Source organism: Acidihalobacter yilgarnensis (assembly GCF_001753245.1).
GTDB lineage: Bacteria > Pseudomonadota > Gammaproteobacteria > DSM-5130 > Acidihalobacteraceae > Acidihalobacter > Acidihalobacter yilgarnensis.
In genome coordinates this window covers 2,489,469-2,508,559 of the sequence record NZ_CP017415.1, presented here as the reverse complement: position 1 = coordinate 2,508,559, position 19,091 = coordinate 2,489,469, and the positions used below count along the sequence as shown (strand labels likewise).

Here is a 19,091-nt window from a genome sequence, read left to right as displayed (position 1 = left end):
GCGGTTGAATCTGACGCGGGTGGCGTCATTCGAGCCGTCAAGATTAACAGTTCCGCACGGCGCACGAAATGCGCGGGACCACCGGGTTGCATGCTTGTCACCCTCTGCGGGCGAACGTACTATGGCTGTTTGTTCCCTGGCAGGGGTAAGGCATGTTTCACGGCAGTATGGTGGCGCTCGTCACGCCGATGACGATGGATGGGTCCGTTGATGACGAAGCCCTTGCAAGATTGATCGAATTTCATATCACCGAAGGTACCGATGCCATCGTGGCAGTCGGCACTACCGGCGAATCCGCCACCCTCGATATGGACGAGCACTGCGAGGTCATTGCCCGCATCGTAAAGCTCGTCGACGCCCGTATTCCCGTCATCGCAGGCACCGGCGCGAATTCCACCTCGGAGGCCATCGAGCTGACACGCTGTGCGTTGCACGGCGGGGCCGATGCCTGTTTGCTGGTGACGCCGTACTACAACAAACCAACGCAGGAAGGGCTTTACCGCCACTACCGTGCAATTGCCGAGGCGGTGCCGATCCCACAAATTCTCTACAACGTGCCGGGGCGTACCGCCGTCGATATGCTGCCGGAGACCGTTGCACGGTTGGCCGACATCGCCAATATCGTGGGTATCAAGGATGCAACCGGTAGTGTGGAGCGGGGGCAGGAAATCATCGCCCGCTGCGGTGAGCGGATGAGTGTTTATGGTGGCGACGATGCAACCGCCATGGCCCTGATGCTGGCCGGTGGGCGTGGCGTCATTTCGGTGACTGCCAACGTCGCACCACGTGCAATGCACGAAATGAGCTTGGCGGCGTGCCGTGGAGACGAGGTCACCGCTGCCGCCTTGAATGCACCACTCGAGGCGCTGCATCGATCACTGTTCCTCGAGTCCAATCCAATCCCGGTCAAATGGGCTTTGTTCGCAATGGGTCTGATTCAGGAGGGTATTCGCTTGCCATTGGTCGAGTTGTCCGAGCAGTATCACGAACCCGTTCGCGCGGCACTCAAACAAGCCGGCATCGCGCTGGCGGGAGAAATTGTCCATGTCTAAGGCATTGCGCACCGCCGCGATTCCCATCCTCGCCCTGACTCTGGGTGGTTGTACTTGGATGGGCGCGCACCCCGGCCCCGCCTACCCGGAAAATAGCGCGACACAGGCGCTGGCCGTGCCGCCAGACATGATGGCGCCGAAGACCGCTTCGACCTATGCCGTGCCATCCGCGAAGGGGCTTGGCCCCGCGCAGACGACACCCTCCCAGCCATCGCCTCCGTCCGCTGCACCCGCGCAGGCACAGTTGCAGTCGGTCGCGCCACAGCCAGGTGTGCTGCCGAGCGCAGCAGGCATGCAGCTGGTGAACCAAGGAGGCTTTCATTGGTTGAGCATTCAGGCCAGTCCAGGTGCGGTCTGGCCGCATGTGTTGGCTTATTTCAAGGCGCAGGGCTTCAAGGCGGTCGAGGCCGATGCTAAAACGGGTGTGATTCGCACGGACTGGAAAGGAACCCAGGCAGGCCTCCCCAAGGGACTGACCTCGCGTCTGTTCAAGGGGTTGTATGACTCCGGTAAGCGGGAGCGGTTTGTGGTTCGTCTGGTGAGCCATCAGGATGGCGCGAGTAGCTTGCTGTATCTGAGCTATCAGGGCGCCATCGAGGAGAATATTGGTTCGGGTGCAATGCACTGGCAGTGGGCCAAACCGGATCCGGGCAAAGAGGCGACGGCCCTGCAATCGCTGATGAACTATCTCGCCGCCCACCTGCCCGCCAGCCAGTTATCGCCTGCACCTATCGCGCGGTCGGGTACCCAGAGCGGCCCGGCACAGGTGAGCGTACCCACCACCGATACCGCTGCCGGGCGTACTGAGCCAAGCGACTATCGGATTATGAATGTGAATCAGCAACCGGTGATGCGCAGCGCGCTGCCCTTTGCCACCGCATGGCCGCAGATTGGCATTGCGCTGGGTCGTGCAGATTTCATCGTGCACAAGGCGGACGCAGCCAAGGGTTTGTACCACGTGACTTACCATGGCCAGAATCAGGGGAGTGCGCTTGGCAATATGCTGGGTTCCGACGCCGTGATGAGCATGGGAACGAAATTCGTCATCGCGGTGCAGCACCATGCCGGAGGTGTGCAGGTCGAGGTCGACAATCCGATGATGTTGCCCGTGGAAAGCGGTGGTGCACAGGGTATCTTGGAGATGATTCGTGCGGGAATGGTCGGCCCACATCGGCGCGAAGTTGCAGCCGCAGCGCTCACCGCAAAGCAGCAAACGGAGGTGGTGCAGACGACCGGCGATCTGCAAAAGGCCGAGGCTCAGGTGGGCGGTCAGCGCGCCAAATACAGCTTGGTAGAAGAGAGCGGCGAACCGATACTCAAAACGGACGGTGCCTTTGCCGTGGTCTGGCCTCAGGTGGGCTTGGCATTGCTGCACAGCGATTTTGTGATCGAAGCGCAGGACCGTGCAAAGGGGACCTATCAGGTCGTCTATAACGGCAAGAGCCAGAGTGGCGGCGGCAGCTTCGCGAGCAACTTGTTCGACGGCGGGCCAGTACTGATTAAGGGCGTGCGCTTCCGGATATACGTGCAGCAGGTGAACAAGCACGATATTTGGGTGCATGCACAGAACCCGATGGGGCTGCCGATGCCGGCTCACGGTGCCCGCGCGGTACTCCAGTCCATTGAGCCGAAACTCGGCTAATCCTGCTAAGGCTCGTCCGATCGGGCCACCATCATTACCGCGGGATTCGGTCGGAGGGCAACGCCTGGATCACGCGGAGTGGTGGTCCAGGCGGAGCCGCTTGTTCAGGTGCCGTATTTTCCCCCAGCCTTTCGTTCGCTAAGCTGCCGATGGGTAGTGTTTTATTCGAGCGGTTGTTTGTCGCGGCTGATACTGGCGTAGGCGGAATGATTGTGGATCGATTCAAAGTTCTCGCATTCGGCGATATAGCCCGAGATACTTGATTCCGCATCGAGACGCGCAGCCACATCGCGTACCGCATCTTCGACGAATTTTGGATTGTCGTAGGCTCGCTCGGTGACGAATTTCTCGTCGGGCCGCTTGAGCAGTCCGAATAGCTCACAGGATGCCTCTTCCTCGGCGATCTCGATCAGGGTTCGGATCGATAGCGGGCCCGATAGGTGCGCGGTGAGGGTGATGTGGGAGCGCTGGTTGTGAGCACCGTATTCGGAGATGTCGCGTGAACACGGGCACAGGCTGGTGACGGGCACGACGACGCGCAGGGTCACCTTGGTCTTTTTGTCTTGGTCGATTTCGCCGATCAGGGTGACGTCGTAATCCATCAGGCTTGCTACGCCCGAGACCGGGGCGATTTTGCGCACGAAGTAGGGGAAGCGCATTTCGATACGTCCGTTTTGCGCCTCCAACCGTTCACTCATCTCGCCGAGCAGTAGTTCGAAGCCGGGTAGGTCGAAGGCGCTATCGTGCTCGTTGAGCAGTGCCACGAAGCGCGACATGTGGGTCCCTTTGCGCTCGGCTGGCAAGTCGACCAGCATGTCTACGCTGGCGACAGTGGCTTGAGGCGACTCGTCGCTACCCCCGACGATCAGTACAGGGTGACGCAGGCCCTTGATGCCGACCTGGTCGATGCGGATGCGACGGTCGTCCTGGGCGCTTTGGACGTCCGGCATACTCCGGGCATCTCGTGCCGTAGGCTGACTCATGTGATTCATGCTTCCTCGCTGTAGCGTACGCAGGCGCGCTCGGTCTCCCAAAGGGTGATGGCGCTGACGCGTACACAATCGGTATTGATCCGTTCCGCTAAGCGCGAGAACAAATAGGCCGCGATGTGCTCGGCCGTCGGGTTGATCTGCACGAAGGGTTCGAGTTCGTTGAGATAGCGATGATCGAGCTCGCCAGCGATTTCACGGGCAGCCCGCTTGATGACCTTGAAGTCAACCGCCATGCCGACCTTGTCGAGGGCGGTGGCTTGTACTTCGGCCTCGAGTTTCCAGTTATGTCCGTGGAGCCGGCTACAGTCGCCTGGATAGTCGCGCAGGGTGTGCGCGGCGGCGAAGTCGGTCAACACGGTGAGCGTGTACTTGGCGGGCATGATCTTACCTGATCAAATTAGTAGGATATTACCGGATGACCCCGTGCCGGGCAACCGCGGTGGGGTGCCTGCGGTTGAGCCTGGTTCTGACCTGGGCCTCAATGCCGGCGGCGTCGAGGCCGCTTTCAGTGAGCAATTCCTCACGCGTTGCATGCTCCAGGAAGTGATCTGGATGTCCGAGATTGAGGCAGGCGACTCGCAGGTCGTTCGCGATGAGGTATTCGTTGACGGCGCTGCCAGCGCCACCGGCAATGGCATTGTCTTCGACGGTAACCAGTAATGTGTAGCGTGAGGCAAGGTCGTTGATCAGCGCCTCGTCCAAGGGTTTAACGAAGCGCATGTTGACGACACCCGCATCAAGACGTTCGGCGGCTTCGCAGGCGGCGTCCAGTGGGCTGCCGAAACACAGGAATACGACGTTCTGTCCTTCACGCACAATCTCGGCACGACCGATGGGTAACACGGTCATGTCGTTGACGACTACGGCCCCCGGGCCCTGTCCACGCGGGTAGCGCACGGCGGCCGGTCCGTCATGGCAAAACCCGGTATAGAGCATCTGGCGGCACTCATTCTCGTTGGCGGGTGCCATGATGAGGAGATTGGGAATGCAACGCAGGTAACTGAGGTCGAAGCTGCCGGCGTGTGTGGGCCCGTCAGGGCCGACGAGTCCGGCACGATCGATGGCGAACAGCACGGGTAGGTTTTGCAGGGCGATGTCGTGAATGAGCTGGTCGTAAGCGCGCTGCATGAACGTGGAGTAAATCGCGACCACCGGTTTGAGCCCGTCGCAGGCCATGCCTGCCGCCAGGGTTAACGCATGCTGTTCGGCGATGGCGACGTCGTAATAACGTTCAGGATAGCGTTCCGAGAATGCCACCAGCCCGGAGCCTTCGCGCATCGCCGGTGTAATGGCCACCAAGCGTTCGTCGCGTGCAGCCATGTCGCATAGCCACTGCCCAAAGATCTGCGTGTAGGTGGGTGCAGCCTTCGTGGTAGACGATTTGCGTAGGCCCTCGGCGGGATCGAAACGGCCAACGCCGTGGTAGGCGACGGGGTCTTCTTCCGCGGGACGATAACCCTGGCCTTTGCGGGTGACGACGTGCAGCAGTCGCGGCCCTTTGATCTGGCGCAGGTTTTCTAGCGTCTTGATCAGGGTGCCGAGATCGTGTCCGTCCACCGGGCCAAAGTAGCGAAAGCCCATCTCCTCGAAGAGCGTGCCGGGCATGATCATGCCGCGCAGGTGTTCACGTGTGCGTTGCGCCATTTCCCAAACCGGTGGGAGGTGCCTGAGGATATCTTTACCGCCCTGGCGCAGGGTCGAGTATAGCGGCGAGGATAGGAGTCGCGTCAGGTAGTTTGACATGGCGCCGACGTTGGGCGAGATCGACATCTCGTTGTCGTTGAGAATGACGAGTAAATCGGCGTCGAGACCACCCGCGTGGTTGAGTGCTTCATAGGCCATGCCGGCGGTTAGGGCGCCGTCGCCGATGATGGCCACGGCCTTACGATCGGATTGCTGACGTTGGGCAGCGAGTGCCATACCCAACGCGGCGCTGATCGAGGTGCTTGAGTGCCCGGCACCGAAGGTGTCGTAGGGGCTTTCACTGCGGCGCGGGAAGCCGGCGATTCCGTGTTTGCGCCGTAGACCGGACATCGCTTCTCGTCGGCCGGTGAGGATTTTGTGTGTATAGGCTTGGTGGCCCACGTCCCAGACCAGGCGATCCTCGGAGTGTTGAACACCCGGTGCAGTGCGACGGTCAGTTCGACTGTGCCAAGGTTGGCGGCCAAGTGTCCGCCGGTGGTCGAGATGCTTTGCAGCAAAAAATCTCTGAGTTCATCGGCTAACCGTTCGAGCTGACCCGGGTCGAGTGCGCGGAGGTCGGCGGGGCCGGTGATTCGGTCGAGTAAGGTGTGCGGCATGTGGGCGTTCGAACAGGTACGGTGGGCCTAGTTTGCACCCATCGCCTGTCTAGTGGATACGGTTGACGATGAATCTTGCGATCCAGCGCAACGGTTCGGCGGAGGCAGGGAGGGGCGTAAGTGCGTCGAGCGCGTCCTGACAAAGTGCGTGCGTACGCGCCTTGGCCTCCGACATGCCCAGGAGGCTTGGAAAGGTCGGCTTGCCGCGGGCAATGTCGGCACCCTGGGTCTTGCCGAGGGTTTCGGTTTCACCCTCGACATCGAGGATGTCGTCGCGGATCTGGAAGGCGAGCCCGACGCACTTGGCGTAGTGGTCGAGTCGATCAAGCGTATCCGCTGCCGCGGTGTTGGTGCCGAGCGCGCCCAGGCGCACGCTGGCTCGTATCAATGCGCCTGTCTTGTGTATATGCATGTTTTCGAGTTCGGCGAGGCTGAGTTCCCGCCCGACGGCGTCTAGGTCGATGGCCTGTCCTCCTGCCATGCCGCGTGAGCCGGCGGCCTGCGCAAGCATGTCGATCATGCTCAGTCGGGCGCTGGCGTCGCCGGTGAGATCGGGGTCGGCCGCGAGGATGTGAAAGGCGAGGGCTTGCATTGCGTCGCCGGCCAGGATGGCAGTGGCCTCGTCGAAGGCGCAGTGGCAGGTGGCTTTGCCGCGGCGCAGGTCGTCGTCGTCCATCGCCGGCAGGTCGTCGTGAATCAGGGAGTAAACATGGATCAATTCGACGGCGGTGGCCGCGCCGTCCAGCCGTTCGGCGCTTACGTCCAGGGCATGCCCCGCGGCATACACCAGCAAGGGTCGGATTCGTTTGCCGCCATCGAGCGCTGCATAGCGCATGGCTTCGTGTAGCCTGACCGGGAGCACGGCCTGAGAGGGTAGCCAGCGCCCGAGCGCGGTTTCGATGCGCGTACGCCACAGCGCCATCAGCTGCTCGCATTCAGTTGGCATCATCAGACTCCTCGCGCGGTGGCGACAATGCCGACTCGCGTCCATCTGCGGTGAGCTGACTGACGCGCTGCTCGGCATCTGCGAGTGCTTGCTGACAGGCGCGCGTCAGCGAGATGCCTCGCTCGAACTCTTTGAGGGAGTCTTCCAAGGACAACTCACCCTGCTCCATTCGAGCGACCACGGACTCCAGCTCGGCCAGGGTTTTTTCAAAATCGATCTTCTTGGGCTTGGGGCTCATCGTGACGGATGGTTTTTCGTGCGCCAAATCAAACGAGGTAAACTACCCGAGTGCGCTGCGGAGGGCAATCAGGTTCATAATCCAACCGATGGACTTGACTCAGTTTTAGACTTAGTCTAAGTTTCTCCCTGCGTCCACCGGAGGGCTTCTCCGGTGCGTGAGCCCTTATCAATCCTAACTGGAGGTTGATGCATATGGAACTGAAAGGCAGCAAGACCGAGCAGAGCCTCAAGGACGCCTTCGCAGGCGAGTCGATGGCGAACCGTCGTTACCTGTACTTCGCAGCCAAGGCTGATGTCGAAGGCCAGAACGACGTAGCCGCCGTTTTTCGTTCGACCGCTGAGGGCGAGACCGGTCATGCACACGGTCATCTGGAATACCTCGAGCAGTGCGGCGATCCCGCTACGGGCCTCCCGTTCGGCCCCACGGATCTGAACCTGAAGACCGCGATTGCCGGCGAGACCCACGAGTACACGGATATGTACCCGGGTATGGGCAAGACCGCGCGTGAAGAAGGTTTCGACGAAGTCGCGGACTGGTTCGAGACCCTGGCCAAAGCGGAGCGCTCGCACGCCAACCGCTTCCAGAAGGCGCTGGACGAAATGGCGTAATGCCGTACGGGGCCGCCGTATTCTGGCGGCCCCGATTTTTGACAGGGCCACGCGTCTGTTCGCGTGGCGGATCGAAGCATATCAAGGAGACCATCGATGTCGACACCTGCGGAAGGGCGTAAGGAAGGCAATCTGGAGGCGCCGACCCGTCATCCTGTGGACTGGCAGTCGCCGTCTTTTTACGATCAGGAGGCGCTGTTCGGGGAGCTTGAGCGGGTATTTGACATCTGTCACGGGTGCCGGCGTTGCGTCAGTCTCTGTCATTCCTTTCCCACGCTATTCGACCTGGTCGATGAGTCGCCGACCATGGAAGTCGATGGTGTTGACAAGGCCGATTATTGGCAAGTAGTGGATCACTGCTATTTGTGCGATCTGTGCTACATGACGAAGTGCCCCTATGTGCCGCCGCACGAATGGAATGTGGATTTTCCTCATCTCATGCTGCGCGCGAAGGCGGTCAAATACAGCGAAGGCAAGACTAAGTCGCGTGACAAGTTGATCAGCTCGACCGATGCGGTCGGCAAGCTGGCGGGCATCCCGGTGGTCGCGGATATGGTCAATAGCGCCAATCGCAATCCGGTCTTCCGGCAGATGCTGGATAAATCGATGGGCATCCATCCGCATGCCGCGCTCCCCGAATATCACAGTAAGACCGGACGCAAGCGGGTCGAATCCTTCGTCAATACGGTTGCCAAGCCGGAACCGGCGGGCCGGACGACCGGGCGTGTAGCCCTGTTCGCGACCTGCTACGGTAATTACAACGAACCCCATCTGGCAGAGGATCTCTACAAGGTCTTCGCCCACAATGAAATTGAGCTGACGCTGGCGGAAAAAGAGCAATGCTGCGGCATGCCCAAGCTGGAACTAGGCGATCTGGAAGCCGTCAAGCGCGCCAAGGAAGCCAATATCCCGGTGCTGGCCCGCATGATCGATGCTGGTTGGGATGTCGTGGCGCCGATACCATCCTGCGTACTCATGTTCAAGCAGGAGCTGCCGCTGATGTTCCCGGATGACGCCGAGGTGGCGAAGGTGCGTGATCATATATTCGACCCCTTCGAATATCTCATGATGCGGCACAAGGATGGCAAGCTGAAGACCGAATTCGCCAAATCCCTGGGTAAGATCGCCTACCACGCGGCCTGTCACCTGCGTGTGCAGAATATCGGCATGAAGACGCGCGAGCTGTTGGAGATGGTGCCGGATACTCAGATAGATCTGATCGAGCGTTGTTCCGGCCATGACGGTACCTACGCGGTCAAGTGCGAATTCCACGAGATATCGATGAAGATCTGTCGCCCGGTGGTCAGTCGTGTGCAAAAGGCTGAGGCGGATCATTACTCGAGCGATTGTCCGATGGCCGGACACCAGATCGAAAATGGTCTGGACGACGAGCGCCCGCCTGAGCACCCGCTGACCTTGTTGCGACAAGCCTACGGCTTGTAGGGTTCAACGCCATGCCGGTCCGAAATATGTCATCGGGCCGGCCTTTCACGTTACAACCCGATCCGCGCTTTGCACGGACGTCGGGGAGTATTGCCTGAATATTAGTAGGCTGCAGAAACGCCGTTCACCCTTTTTTAGGAGTCTTTAGCCATGCAAAAACTTACTCGCTCGGATTTGTACTCGCTGGAGCGTTATGCGGAAGTGCGATCAGAGTTCCGCGTTCGCGTTATGCAGCATAAGCGTGTGCGTCGCGTGGCCATAGGCGAGCATGCTGCCTTGTACTTCGAGGATCGCCTGACCATGCAGTACCAGATCCAGGAAGTACTGCGCGTGGAGCGTATTTTCGAGGCTGCTGGGATTGAGGAAGAGTTGGAGGCCTACAATCCGTTGATCCCTGACGGCGGAAACTGGAAGGCCACCTTCATGATTGAATATTCAGACGAAAACGAGCGCGACGAGGCACTCAAACGATTGATCAATGTTGAGGATCATGTCTGGATGCGGGTTCAGGGGCACGACAAGATTTATGCGGTGGCCGATGAGGATCTGGAACGGGAGACGGCGGAGAAAACCTCGGCCGTGCATTTTATGCGCTTCGAGCTGGCGCCGGAAATGATCGCAGCCGTCAAGGGCGGAGCCGCACTCGCCGCCGGAATCGATCTGCCGGGCTTCGAGCAACAGCTCGATCCGTTGCCGGGCGAAACCACACGAGCGCTACTCGCCGATCTGGATTGAAGCCGCGTTCTTTCGATCATCGTCCCGAAAGCCGATATTGCTAGGGCATGTGCTGGATCGGGTAAGCCTTGCTTCAGGCGGTGGAACGGAACGATCCAAAAGGCGCGATTTGAGGGTCATTGCGCTGTCGTCTGACCCGTCTGATCGTGCTCAGAGTAGTTCGATCGCCTCGGCCAGGCGATGTACCGCATGGACTTGCATCCCGTCTATCGCGCGACGGGGAGCATTGGCCTTGGGGACGATGGCCTGGGCATAGCCATGTTTTGCGGCTTCACGCAGGCGCTCATCGCCATTGGGCACGGGCCGGATTTCTCCGGCCAGCCCGACCTCGCCGAAGATCACGAGGTCGCTGGCCAGTGGGTGGTCCCGGTAACTCGATAGCGCGGCGCTGAGCACGGCTAGATCCGCTGCGGTTTCATTGACGCGGATGCCGCCGACCACGTTGATGAAGACATCCTGATCGAACAGCGCGAGTCCGCCATGGCGGTGCATGACCGCCAGGAGCATGGCCAGGCGATTCTGCTCCAAGCCCACCGCTACACGCCGCGGACTGGCCTGGCGACTTTCATCAACGAGTGCCTGCACCTCGACCAGCAGTGGCCGGGTGCCCTCGCGGGTGACCATCACCACGCTGCCGGGGACTGGCTCCGGATGTCTCGACAGAAAAATGGCCGAGGGGTTGGCAACGGGCTTGAGGCCGGATTCGGTCATTGCGAAGACGCCGAGTTCGTTGACCGCGCCAAAGCGATTTTTGACTGCACGCATGACGCGGTAGCGACTACCCGGATCGCCCTCGAAATAAAGAACGGTGTCGACCATGTGCTCGAGGACGCGTGGGCCCGCGAGCGCGCCCTCCTTGGTGACGTGTCCGATGATGAAGACGGCGGTGTCGGTCTGTTTGGCGTAGCGCACCAGCTGCGCAGCGCTTTCCCTGACCTGTCCAACGGAGCCGGGAGCTGACTGCAGAGATTCGGAGTAGAGCGTTTGGATGGAATCCACGACCAGGACACTGGGGCGTTCGATGGCCGCGGTGTTCAGCAGGCGCTCGACGCAGGTCTCCGTCAGTAGGCGTAGTCCGGCGGTCGGCAAGCCGAGGCGATGCGCGCGCAGGCTCACCTGCTGTAGCGATTCTTCGCCGGTAACGTAGAGCGAAGGTAGGGCGGGCAACAGCGCTAGCGTCTGTAGTAGCAGGGTCGATTTGCCGATGCCTGGGTCACCGCCAATGAGTACGACGGAACCCTGCACCAGACCACCGCCGAGTACGCGGTCGAGTTCGTTAAGCCCGGTTGCGGTGCGCGGGTCCGCGCGCAGTTCTACATCATCCATCGACTGTACGGTTGGTGTGCCTGCGTAGCCGGCGTATCTCGGGGAGCGTCAGCTGGCGGCGCTGCGCTAAGACGTGTCTCCGCGAGGGTGTTCCAAGCGCCGCAATCCGGACATTGTCCACCCCATTTGGGCGATTGCCCGCCGCAGGCACTGCATTGATAGACGATGCGCGGTTTGGCCATAGCGCGCCTAGTGGTCTTGTCTGCGAGGATGGAGGTGTGCGAGCTTCGGCCGCGCGCGTACGGTGCGGATGGCGTTGTTCTTGAGCTGAATGACCTCGATGGGATGGCCTTCGATGAGTACGGTCGTGCCCGGTTCTGGGATCATTTCCAGGTGCTCGAGCAGTAAGCCGTTGAGGGTGCGGGGACCGCGTGTCGGTAGGCGCCAACCTAGCGTGCGGTTGACCTCGCGGATATGGGTTGTACCATCGATGATGAAGCTGCCGTCGGGTTGCGGGAGAATGTCGCGGCTATGGGCGGTCGGGTCGGTCGTAAACTCGCCCACGACCTCCTCAAGGAGGTCTTCGAGCGTAACCAGTCCCTGAATGTCGCCATACTCGTCCACGACCAGGCCGATGCGCCGTTGCTCGGTCTGGAAACGCAGCAGCTGCTGATTCAATGTGGTGCCTTCGGGGATGAAGTACGGCTCGCGCAGATTGGATATCAGATGTTCGCGGTCGAGGCTCCCCTGTTGCTGCAGCTGGAACACCCGGCGGATATGGATGATGCCCGCGACGCGGTCGATGTCGCCATGGAATACCGGCAGGCGGGTATACGGCGTGTGGCTGAGTTGGTCGACTATTTTGTCCCAGTCCTCATCGAGATCGAGTCCGATCACCTCGTTGCGTGGCACCATGATGTCCTCCACGGTAGCCTTGTCGAGGTCGAGCAGACTGAGCAGCATTTTCTGGTGGCGGCGGGGGATCAGGCCGCTAGCTTGGTTCACCACGCTGCGTAGTTCTTCTCTACTCATGGGCTGCGTATCGGCATCGTCGGCTGATACGCCGATTAGCTTGAGAATCGAGTTGGCCAGCAAATTGACCAGCCAGACCAAGGGGTAGGTCAGGGTCAGCAGCGGCACGTACAGGAAGGCGGCAGGGAACGCGATACGCTCGGAATGCAGCACAGCCAGCGTCTTGGGCGCGACCTCGGCGAAGATCAGCAGCGCCAGTGTGAGAATTCCGGTGGCGATGGCAATACCAGCCTCGTTGAACAGGGCGTAGCCGATGTAGGTGGCCAGCTGCGTGATCACGATGTTGGTGAAGTTGTTGCCGAGCAGAATCAGGCCGATCAGCCGGTCTGGTTTGGAGAGGAGTTTCTGCGCTCGCATGGCGCCAGGATGACCGCTTTCGGCAAGATGGCGCAGCCGATAGCGGTTGAGCGACATCAGCGCGGTCTCCGAGCCGGAGAAGAAGGCGGAGAGTAGCACCAGGACAAACAATAGCAGACCCAACAGGCCTAGGTCGGTATGGTTCAAGCGATTTGCTAATGTGTTGATATGGGGGCATTACACGGGCTGCTACGCGGGGCTGTCAAGCAGTTGCGCAATCCAGCGTGATGCCCGTCGGCTCAGGCCAGTAAGGTTACGGCCAGTTCCGTGCCGAAGTAGGCGACCAGCAGGATGAGAAATCCACTCAACGTCCAGCGGATGGCGATACGCCCGCGCCAGCCGAAGCGCCAGCGTCCGACCAGCAACGTGGCGAATATTACCCATGAGCTGATGAAGATCGCGAACAGAATGATCTGCTGCGGGTATATCGAGGCTGGAAACTCGCTGACGTAAACGAACCCACTGGCGATCGCCACGGTCAGCAGCAGAAAGCCGAGGCCAATGATCTGAAACAGGACGGTTTCAGTGTGTTCCAAGGGCGGGAGCGCTCTCAGCAGGGCGCCGGGCCGGTGGGTACGCAGCTGGCGATCCTGAAGCCAGAGTACGCCGGATTGCAGTGCCGCGATGACGAATAGGCTGTAGGCGAGCAGCGAAATGAAGATGTGGGTTGCCAATAACAGGTCGCCAGCGCGATCGAGTACGCGCGCTCCGGGAAAGATGGTTTCTGCCGCCAGCGTGAGGGCAGCGAAGGGCAGCAGGACCAACCCGAGGTTCTCGACTGGGCGCGAATGCAATGCGATCAGGACCAGCAGCGCCACGAGCCAACCGACCAGCGAGAGCGCGTGAGTAATGCCGAGGGTGAGCCCTTCGGGGCTGACAATACCGGTGTAAATGGCGAGGCCATGCAGGATCAGTGCGCCGATCCATAGCATGGCGATGTCACGTCCGCAGGGGATGTTCACGCCGGCTGCGCGGCTACGCAGGCGTCTCCATATCTGCTGTGTACAGATCAGGTAAAGCAGGATGGCCGGCAGTGCGAGTGCGAGTTGCATATGTGGATGTCAGTCAATGCTTAAATAGCCAGCATAGTTACATATCTTCGGTCATGAGGTGAAGCGGGGGGCGGTCGTTCGTGCCCTGTATGCGATCAGCCCGTATAATGTGCGGCTTACTGAATCCGAGAATGTGACATGTTTGAGAGTCTGAGCGAACGCCTAGCAGGTACGATCCAGCGGCTGAAGGGACAGGCGCGACTGACCGAGGACAATATACAGGACGCCTTGCGTGAGGTGCGTATGGCGCTGCTGGAAGCCGACGTGGCCCTGCCGGTTGTCAAGTCCTTCATCGAGGCGGTACGGGGTCGCGCAATCGGACAAGAGGTGATCCGCAGCGTAACGCCAGGGCAAGCCCTCATCAAGGTGGTGAACGACGAGTTGGTGGTCGCAATGGGTACTGCCAATGAGACCCTCGACCTCAGTGCTCAGCCGCCCGCGATCGTGCTCATGGCGGGTTTGCAGGGTGCAGGTAAGACCACCACGGTGGGTAAACTCGCGCGTTGGTTGAGGCAGGAACAGGGCAAGTCGGTAATGGTGGTCAGTTGCGATGTCTACCGCCCGGCCGCCATTCAGCAGCTGGAAACACTGGCGCGCGAGGTCGAGGTCGATTTCTTCCCCAGCCAGGCTGATCAAGATCCCGTTGAGATCGCGCGGTCAGCAGTAGATCACGCCCGCCGGCAGCACAAGGATGTTCTGTTGGTCGACACCGCCGGGCGTTTGCATATCGATGCGGAGATGATGGACGAGATCCGTCGGCTGCATGAGGCGCTCAACCCGATCGAAACCCTGTTCGTGGTCGATGCGATGACCGGCCAGGATGCGGCCAATACCGCCAAGGCCTTTGACGAAGCGCTCCCGCTAACCGGCGTGGTGTTGACTAAGGCGGATGGTGATGCGCGCGGCGGCGCGGCATTGTCGGTGCGCGCTATCACCGGCAAACCGATCAAGTTTCTCGGTGTCGGAGAGAAGACGCGCGCGTTGGAGCCCTTCTATCCTGAGCGAATCGCGTCACGCATCCTCGGCATGGGTGATGTGGTCACCCTCGTTGAAGAAGCGCAGCGCAACTTCGATCAGGATAAGGCCGCCAAACTCGCGCGCAAGGTGCAAAAAGGACAAGGTTTCGACCTCGGCGATCTACGCGACCAGCTTGATCAGATGCTCAAAATGGGGGGGATTGCCGGTTTGTTGGACAAGCTGCCAGGTGCTGGGCAGCTGCCGACGGCAGTGAAAAATCAAGCTAATGACATTCAAGTAAAGCGCATGATGGCCATTATCGACTCGATGACCCTGGAGGAGCGTCGCTTCCCGGATATCATCAAAGGTTCGCGCAAACGTCGCATCGCCGGAGGCTCGGGTACCGAGGTGCAAGACGTGAATCGTCTCCTCAAGCAGCATTTGCAGATGCGCAAGGCCATGAAGAAATTTTCCAAGGGAGGCGGTATGGTGAAGATGATGCGGGCGATGAAGGGCCGAATTCCCGGCGGCGGAATGCCATTTTGAGGTGCGACGCGCGACGATACTTCACTTTTGCGTCAAATCGCGTAAAATTGCCGGCCCGGTATGCGGAGGCACTCGGTGCCGTTGCGTATACCCCATGCATTAGCGTCAGGACTAGGACTACATGGTAACGATTCGACTGGCCAGAGGCGGCGCCAAGAAGCGTCCCTTTTATCACATCGTTGTGACTGACTCCCGTAGTCGTCGCGACTCCGGCTACATTGAGCGCCTGGGTTTCTTCAACCCGGTTGCGCGCGGTCAGGAACAGCGCCTGCAGATGGATGCGCCTCGGGTCGAGCATTGGCTGACTCAGGGTGCCGCGCCCAGCGAGCGTGTTGCACAGCTGATCAAGGAAGCACACAAGTCGGCTGCTTGAGCTCGTGTCGGGTATGCCGAGCCGGGTGATCATGGCGCAGATTGCCGCACCTTTCGGGGTCAAAGGTTGGGTGAAGGTTTATTCCTACGCCGAGCCACCCGAGGGCTTGCTGGATTTTCCGGTATGGCAACTGGGGCGTGAGGATGTCTGGCATGAGCGCCGCGTGGTTGAAGCGCGAGTGCATGGCAGCCCGGTTCTGGCGGTCCGGTTTGAAGGGATCGATGAACGCGAGCAGGCCGCTGAGCTTCGTGGCTTCAAAGTAGCAGTTGATCGCGAGGCACTTGCCGCTTTGCCGGATGGCCAATATTACTGGGCCGATCTCATCGGTTTGGCTGTATTGAATGCGGATGGCATGCGACTCGGCGTGGTTGAGCGGCTGATGGAGACCGGTGCGAATGATGTGCTGGTGGTGCGGGGTGAGCGGGAGCGACTGATCCCGTATGTGAGGCCCGATGTGGTGCGTGCCGTTGACTTGGCGGCTGGCGAACTGCGGGTGGATTGGGACGCCGATTTCTAGGGTCCTCGCATGCGTATAGACGTCATCAGTCTGTTTCCCGACTTCGTGGCCGAAGTGTCGCGCCATGGTGTTGTCGGTCGAGCAGTGGATCGAGGGTTGCTGCAGTTGCGCACCTGGAACCCGCGCGACTACACGGCGGATCGGCACCGTACGGTGGATGATCGTCCCTATGGAGGCGGGCCGGGCATGATCCTGAAGGTGGATCCGGTCAGGCAAGCCCTGTCGGCGGCGCGCGAGGCGGGTGGCGGGCGTGTGATTTATCTAAGTCCTCAGGGACGACGCCTGGATCAGTCGGCAGTCAGGCGCTTTGCTTCTGGTAGCGACTTGATGTTGCTGGCGGGACGCTACGAGGGTATCGACGAGCGTCTAATCGAGCTTGAGGTCGATGAGGAGTGGTCGATTGGCGATTATGTCCTCAGTGGTGGCGAATTGCCGGCGATGGTCATGATTGATGCGATTACCCGAATGTTGCCGGGAGTCTTGGGTGATGCGGAATCGGCGGAGCAGGATTCGTTTCAGGACGGCTTGCTGGATTGCCCGCATTACACACGACCGGAGCATGTGGATGGTTTGAAGGTTCCTGCCGTGCTGTTGGAAGGTAACCACGCGCAGATTGCACGATGGCGACGCAAGCAGTCGCTGGGACGTACCTGGGAGCGCCGGCCCGATTTGCTATCGGCGATGACGATTTCGGGTACAGACAGCGTTTTACTGGATGAATATCTGGCCGAGCGCAAGGCCGAGCAAGCCACGCTTTAGGTCAATTGTTGAGGGTTGATAGGATGAACGAGATTATCAGGGCGCTCGAAGCTGAGCAGTTGAAGCCGGTGATTCCGAGCTTTGGCCCCGGCGACACCGTTGTCGTACAGGTCAAGGTTAAGGAAGGCAATCGCGAACGTCTGCAGGCTTTTGAGGGTGTGGTGATCGCCAGGCGGAATCGCGGGCTGAATTCGGCCTTTACCGTGCGCAAGATCTCGCATGGAGAGGGTGTTGAGCGTGTGTTCCAGACCCATAGCCCGAGCGTCGCTGAAATCAGCGTCAAGCGCCGTGGCGATATCCGGCGTGCCAAGCTGTACTATCTGCGTGGACGTACCGGCAAGGCTGCACGCATCAAGGAAAAGCTCTGACGCAATGCGTGCACGTCCCGTTGTCAGGGATGTGTCGTTTCGTCGAGGTCTTCGGCGTTGCGGACGTTTCTCGTTCGTAACGCTGTTGCTCGCAATGAGTTTGTCGTCGACGGCTAATGCTGATCGACGGCCAGTTCATGTGCCAGTATCATCTGCTGCTGTCGTGGACGCCGGCGGTATCTCCCTGCCTCAAGTCTTGGCCTATGCCAAAGCGGGGGCGCTAGAACTCGCGCTCGATTCGCTCGACACGAATCAACCAGCATATTCGAAAAATCCTCAGACTTGGTTGGACTGGGAACGCGCGAAATTTCAATTGTTGCAGAAGGCAGAGCGTTGGCAGGGCGTTGCCAATGCGGCGGCAAACCTACCCAAGACCTTGCCCCAAACGGATCGGACGATATTCGAGACCGATGGCGCCAAGGCTTGGCTGCAGCTACACCACGGCCTTGATGCGCGTAAGTTACTGCGACAGTTGTTGTGGTCTGGTGCGTCTACACCAGACGAAAAATCGGTGCGCTTGTGGCGCAGGCTGCTGATAGAAGCCTATCTTGAAGACAATCTTACCGACGATGCGCGCCTCGCGTTGCTTCAGTATCAAGCGGATTACAGGATCGATGGTCGGCGCGAGCGAGACGTACTGGCGCGGGTATGGCTGCGCGTAGGTGAGCCTCGCTACGCGCTTGATCTGCTCAAGCCAGATGCTCATGACACGAACTGGCTTTATCTGCTCGCCAGCCTGCGCGCGGGGGCACGTCCGGCGGCAACACTTGAACGGGATGCAATACACGCGGCGCAAGGCAAGCACGTGGCGCCAGAGGATGCGGCGCGCCTGTGGGGCGTGGCGGCCGCAGCGGCATTGCAGCGCCGGAATTGGGCCGGCGCGGTGGTCGCACTCGAGCGGTTTCTCGCGCTGGCGCCGAATCTACCGCTGAACCCATTGCTGCCCTACGATGGCGACACGCTCTGGAATACATACCGGCATTTCGGCGAAATGCTCGGCAACCGGGACCGTATCCTCTTGGGAGACGACGCTGCATGGGAGGCAGCGGCCAAGCGTGCAGGGAAATCTAATCATCCCACTCAGGTACGCGCTTATAACGCACTGCTTGCCCTGACCGGACAGACGCCGGCTGGGCGTATGACGGGTTATCGCTGGCTACTGACCGCGCTATTGGCGGAGCCGGGTGGCACCACGCTGGTAGACCGCTTGTTTCTGAGCGCGCCGAAGACCTTTGCGCACCTCTCGGAATTGCCTGTGCCCGTACGCTTGGTACTCGCCAATGACGCGGTGGATCGACACGATCTCAACCTGGCGGCGCGACTGATGGTCGGCGTTGATCAGGCGCCGGCGGGTGAAAGTCCGTATGACTGGACCTTGCGCGTGGCACGGGTGCTCATCCTGGGCGGTAAGCCAAAGGCGGGTGTTGCGCAATTACACGATCTTATCGAACGTAGCCCGATGCTCGACAAGGCACAGGCGGATCGATTGATGCAGGTATTGTTCAACCTGCAGTCGCTTAAGCTCAATCAGCAGGCGATCGACCTGTTCAAGGCTCTGCTGCCGCATTTGACGGACATCCAGCTGCGGCGTGAAGTTTTGTTCTGGGAGGGGGATTCCTACCAGGCCATGGGGCATTATCGCGAATCAGCGCGGAAGTATCTTGCGTCGGCCTTGCTGGATCAGGCTCAGGCCTATGATCAATGGGGGCAAACGGCGCGTTACAATGCTGCGCAGATGCTTGTGAAGGCGGGCATGAAGGGCGATGCGCGTAGGATCCTGAGTGATTTGCTGGCCAGAACAAAGGCCCCGGCCCGCGTGACTTTCCTGAAGCAGAAGCTTGCGGAACTGGGTCCTTCCAGCATTGCGGCGCTTGGGGCCGGCTAGAAAACGAGGGGGCCGCCCTC

17 protein-coding genes and 2 pseudogenes are annotated in these 19,091 nt (G+C 60.2%); 11 read left to right on the top strand and 8 right to left on the bottom strand.

The annotated features are described in order from the left end of the window. The first annotated feature begins 152 nt into the window (after positions 1-152). Entirely contained in the window at positions 153-1,052 is a 900-nt protein-coding gene (gene dapA / locus BI364_RS12015; RefSeq protein WP_070078945.1) for a 4-hydroxy-tetrahydrodipicolinate synthase, read from the top strand. Next, entirely contained in the window at positions 1,045-2,694 is a 1,650-nt protein-coding gene (gene bamC, locus BI364_RS12010) for an outer membrane protein assembly factor BamC (protein ID WP_083251366.1), read from the top strand. Before dapA ends, bamC begins: the two co-directional genes overlap by 8 nt. 161 nt (positions 2,695-2,855) lie before the next feature. Here bamC and folE2 read toward each other — a convergent pair whose 3' ends face one another. The 5 genes and pseudogenes from folE2 to BI364_RS11985 form a co-directional block, all read right to left on the bottom strand. After that, positions 2,856-3,677 (bottom strand): GTP cyclohydrolase FolE2, encoded by an 822-nt coding sequence (gene folE2, locus BI364_RS12005; RefSeq protein WP_083251365.1) that lies wholly within the window; start codon positions 3,675-3,677, stop codon positions 2,856-2,858. Positions 3,678-3,682: 5 nt separating this feature from the next. Further along, positions 3,683-4,066, bottom strand: coding sequence for a 6-carboxytetrahydropterin synthase QueD (queD, locus tag BI364_RS12000; protein ID WP_070078942.1), 384 nt, complete (start codon positions 4,064-4,066; stop codon positions 3,683-3,685). Between the two features lie 28 nt (positions 4,067-4,094). Next, a pseudogene (gene dxs, locus BI364_RS11995) lies at positions 4,095-5,986 on the bottom strand (1-deoxy-D-xylulose-5-phosphate synthase). Between the two features lie 49 nt (positions 5,987-6,035). Further along, positions 6,036-6,935: a (2E,6E)-farnesyl diphosphate synthase gene (gene ispA / locus BI364_RS11990; protein ID WP_070078941.1), complete on the bottom strand. Its 900-nt coding sequence runs from the start codon at positions 6,933-6,935 to the stop codon at positions 6,036-6,038. Beyond that, positions 6,922-7,170: an exodeoxyribonuclease VII small subunit gene (locus BI364_RS11985; RefSeq protein WP_070078940.1), complete on the bottom strand. Its 249-nt coding sequence runs from the start codon at positions 7,168-7,170 to the stop codon at positions 6,922-6,924. The genes ispA and BI364_RS11985 overlap by 14 nt, the downstream gene beginning before the upstream one ends. Before the next feature lie 194 nt (positions 7,171-7,364). Here BI364_RS11985 and BI364_RS11980 point away from each other — a divergent pair, with 194 nt between their 5' ends. The 3 genes from BI364_RS11980 (at position 7,365) to BI364_RS11970 (ending at position 9,959) form a co-directional block, all read left to right on the top strand. Next, positions 7,365-7,781, top strand: a complete 417-nt coding sequence (locus BI364_RS11980; protein WP_070078939.1) for a rubrerythrin family protein — start codon at positions 7,365-7,367, stop codon at positions 7,779-7,781. A gap of 96 nt (positions 7,782-7,877) precedes the next feature. Beyond that, positions 7,878-9,224 (top strand): heterodisulfide reductase-related iron-sulfur binding cluster, encoded by a 1,347-nt coding sequence (locus tag BI364_RS11975; protein WP_070078938.1) that lies wholly within the window; start codon positions 7,878-7,880, stop codon positions 9,222-9,224. A 150-nt stretch (positions 9,225-9,374) separates the two neighbouring features. Continuing rightward, complete coding sequence (locus BI364_RS11970) at positions 9,375-9,959, top strand: DUF3501 family protein (protein ID WP_070078937.1); 585 nt, start codon at positions 9,375-9,377, stop codon at positions 9,957-9,959. A 150-nt stretch (positions 9,960-10,109) separates the two neighbouring features. Here the strand turns inward: BI364_RS11970 and radA are convergent. The 3 genes and pseudogenes from radA to BI364_RS11955 form a co-directional block, all read right to left on the bottom strand. Further along, positions 10,110-11,467: pseudogene (gene radA / locus BI364_RS11965) on the bottom strand (DNA repair protein RadA). A 7-nt stretch (positions 11,468-11,474) separates the two neighbouring features. Next, positions 11,475-12,761 (bottom strand): HlyC/CorC family transporter, encoded by a 1,287-nt coding sequence (locus BI364_RS11960; RefSeq protein WP_070078936.1) that lies wholly within the window; start codon positions 12,759-12,761, stop codon positions 11,475-11,477. A 92-nt stretch (positions 12,762-12,853) separates the two neighbouring features. Continuing rightward, a complete protein-coding gene (locus BI364_RS11955) occupies positions 12,854-13,666 on the bottom strand; it encodes a cytochrome C assembly family protein (RefSeq protein ID WP_070078935.1) in 813 nt (270 codons plus the stop codon). A gap of 138 nt (positions 13,667-13,804) precedes the next feature. Here BI364_RS11955 and ffh point away from each other — a divergent pair, with 138 nt between their 5' ends. The 6 genes from ffh to BI364_RS11925 all read left to right on the top strand — a co-directional run bounded on the left by ffh (position 13,805) and on the right by BI364_RS11925 (position 19,071). Further along, positions 13,805-15,169, top strand: a complete 1,365-nt coding sequence (gene ffh, locus BI364_RS11950) for a signal recognition particle protein (RefSeq protein WP_070078934.1) — start codon at positions 13,805-13,807, stop codon at positions 15,167-15,169. A gap of 121 nt (positions 15,170-15,290) precedes the next feature. Next, on the top strand, positions 15,291-15,542 hold the full coding sequence (rpsP, locus tag BI364_RS11945; protein ID WP_070078933.1) for a 30S ribosomal protein S16: 252 nt from the start codon (positions 15,291-15,293) through the stop codon (positions 15,540-15,542). 31 nt (positions 15,543-15,573) lie between these two features. Next, entirely contained in the window at positions 15,574-16,059 is a 486-nt protein-coding gene (gene rimM, locus BI364_RS11940; protein WP_233279508.1) for a ribosome maturation factor RimM, read from the top strand. A 9-nt stretch (positions 16,060-16,068) separates the two neighbouring features. After that, positions 16,069-16,818, top strand: a complete 750-nt coding sequence (gene trmD, locus BI364_RS11935) for a tRNA (guanosine(37)-N1)-methyltransferase TrmD (protein WP_070078931.1) — start codon at positions 16,069-16,071, stop codon at positions 16,816-16,818. A 23-nt stretch (positions 16,819-16,841) separates the two neighbouring features. Beyond that, positions 16,842-17,186, top strand: a complete 345-nt coding sequence (gene rplS, locus BI364_RS11930) for a 50S ribosomal protein L19 (RefSeq protein ID WP_070078930.1) — start codon at positions 16,842-16,844, stop codon at positions 17,184-17,186. Between the two features lie 139 nt (positions 17,187-17,325). Next, a complete protein-coding gene (locus tag BI364_RS11925; protein WP_156782743.1) occupies positions 17,326-19,071 on the top strand; it encodes a tetratricopeptide repeat protein in 1,746 nt (581 codons plus the stop codon). Positions 19,072-19,091: the final 20 nt, after the last annotated feature.

What these genes read in the sequence shown, in the direction of transcription:
- dapA (WP_070078945.1), top strand. Translation starts at nt 153, where the DNA reads ATGTTTCACGGCAGTATGGTGGCGCTCGTCACGCCGATGACGATGGAT.
- bamC (WP_083251366.1), top strand. Translation starts at nt 1,045, where the DNA reads ATGTCTAAGGCATTGCGCACCGCCGCGATTCCCATCCTCGCCCTGACT.
- folE2 (WP_083251365.1), bottom strand. Translation starts at nt 3,677, where the DNA reads ATGAGTCAGCCTACGGCACGAGATGCCCGGAGTATGCCGGACGTCCAA.
- queD (WP_070078942.1), bottom strand. Translation starts at nt 4,066, where the DNA reads ATGCCCGCCAAGTACACGCTCACCGTGTTGACCGACTTCGCCGCCGCG.
- ispA (WP_070078941.1), bottom strand. Translation starts at nt 6,935, where the DNA reads ATGATGCCAACTGAATGCGAGCAGCTGATGGCGCTGTGGCGTACGCGC.
- BI364_RS11985 (WP_070078940.1), bottom strand. Translation starts at nt 7,170, where the DNA reads ATGAGCCCCAAGCCCAAGAAGATCGATTTTGAAAAAACCCTGGCCGAG.
- BI364_RS11980 (WP_070078939.1), top strand. Translation starts at nt 7,365, where the DNA reads ATGGAACTGAAAGGCAGCAAGACCGAGCAGAGCCTCAAGGACGCCTTC.
- BI364_RS11975 (WP_070078938.1), top strand. Translation starts at nt 7,878, where the DNA reads ATGTCGACACCTGCGGAAGGGCGTAAGGAAGGCAATCTGGAGGCGCCG.
- BI364_RS11970 (WP_070078937.1), top strand. Translation starts at nt 9,375, where the DNA reads ATGCAAAAACTTACTCGCTCGGATTTGTACTCGCTGGAGCGTTATGCG.
- BI364_RS11955 (WP_070078935.1), bottom strand. Translation starts at nt 13,666, where the DNA reads ATGCAACTCGCACTCGCACTGCCGGCCATCCTGCTTTACCTGATCTGT.
- ffh (WP_070078934.1), top strand. Translation starts at nt 13,805, where the DNA reads ATGTTTGAGAGTCTGAGCGAACGCCTAGCAGGTACGATCCAGCGGCTG.
- rpsP (WP_070078933.1), top strand. Translation starts at nt 15,291, where the DNA reads ATGGTAACGATTCGACTGGCCAGAGGCGGCGCCAAGAAGCGTCCCTTT.
- rimM (WP_233279508.1), top strand. Translation starts at nt 15,574, where the DNA reads ATGGCGCAGATTGCCGCACCTTTCGGGGTCAAAGGTTGGGTGAAGGTT.
- trmD (WP_070078931.1), top strand. Translation starts at nt 16,069, where the DNA reads ATGCGTATAGACGTCATCAGTCTGTTTCCCGACTTCGTGGCCGAAGTG.
- rplS (WP_070078930.1), top strand. Translation starts at nt 16,842, where the DNA reads ATGAACGAGATTATCAGGGCGCTCGAAGCTGAGCAGTTGAAGCCGGTG.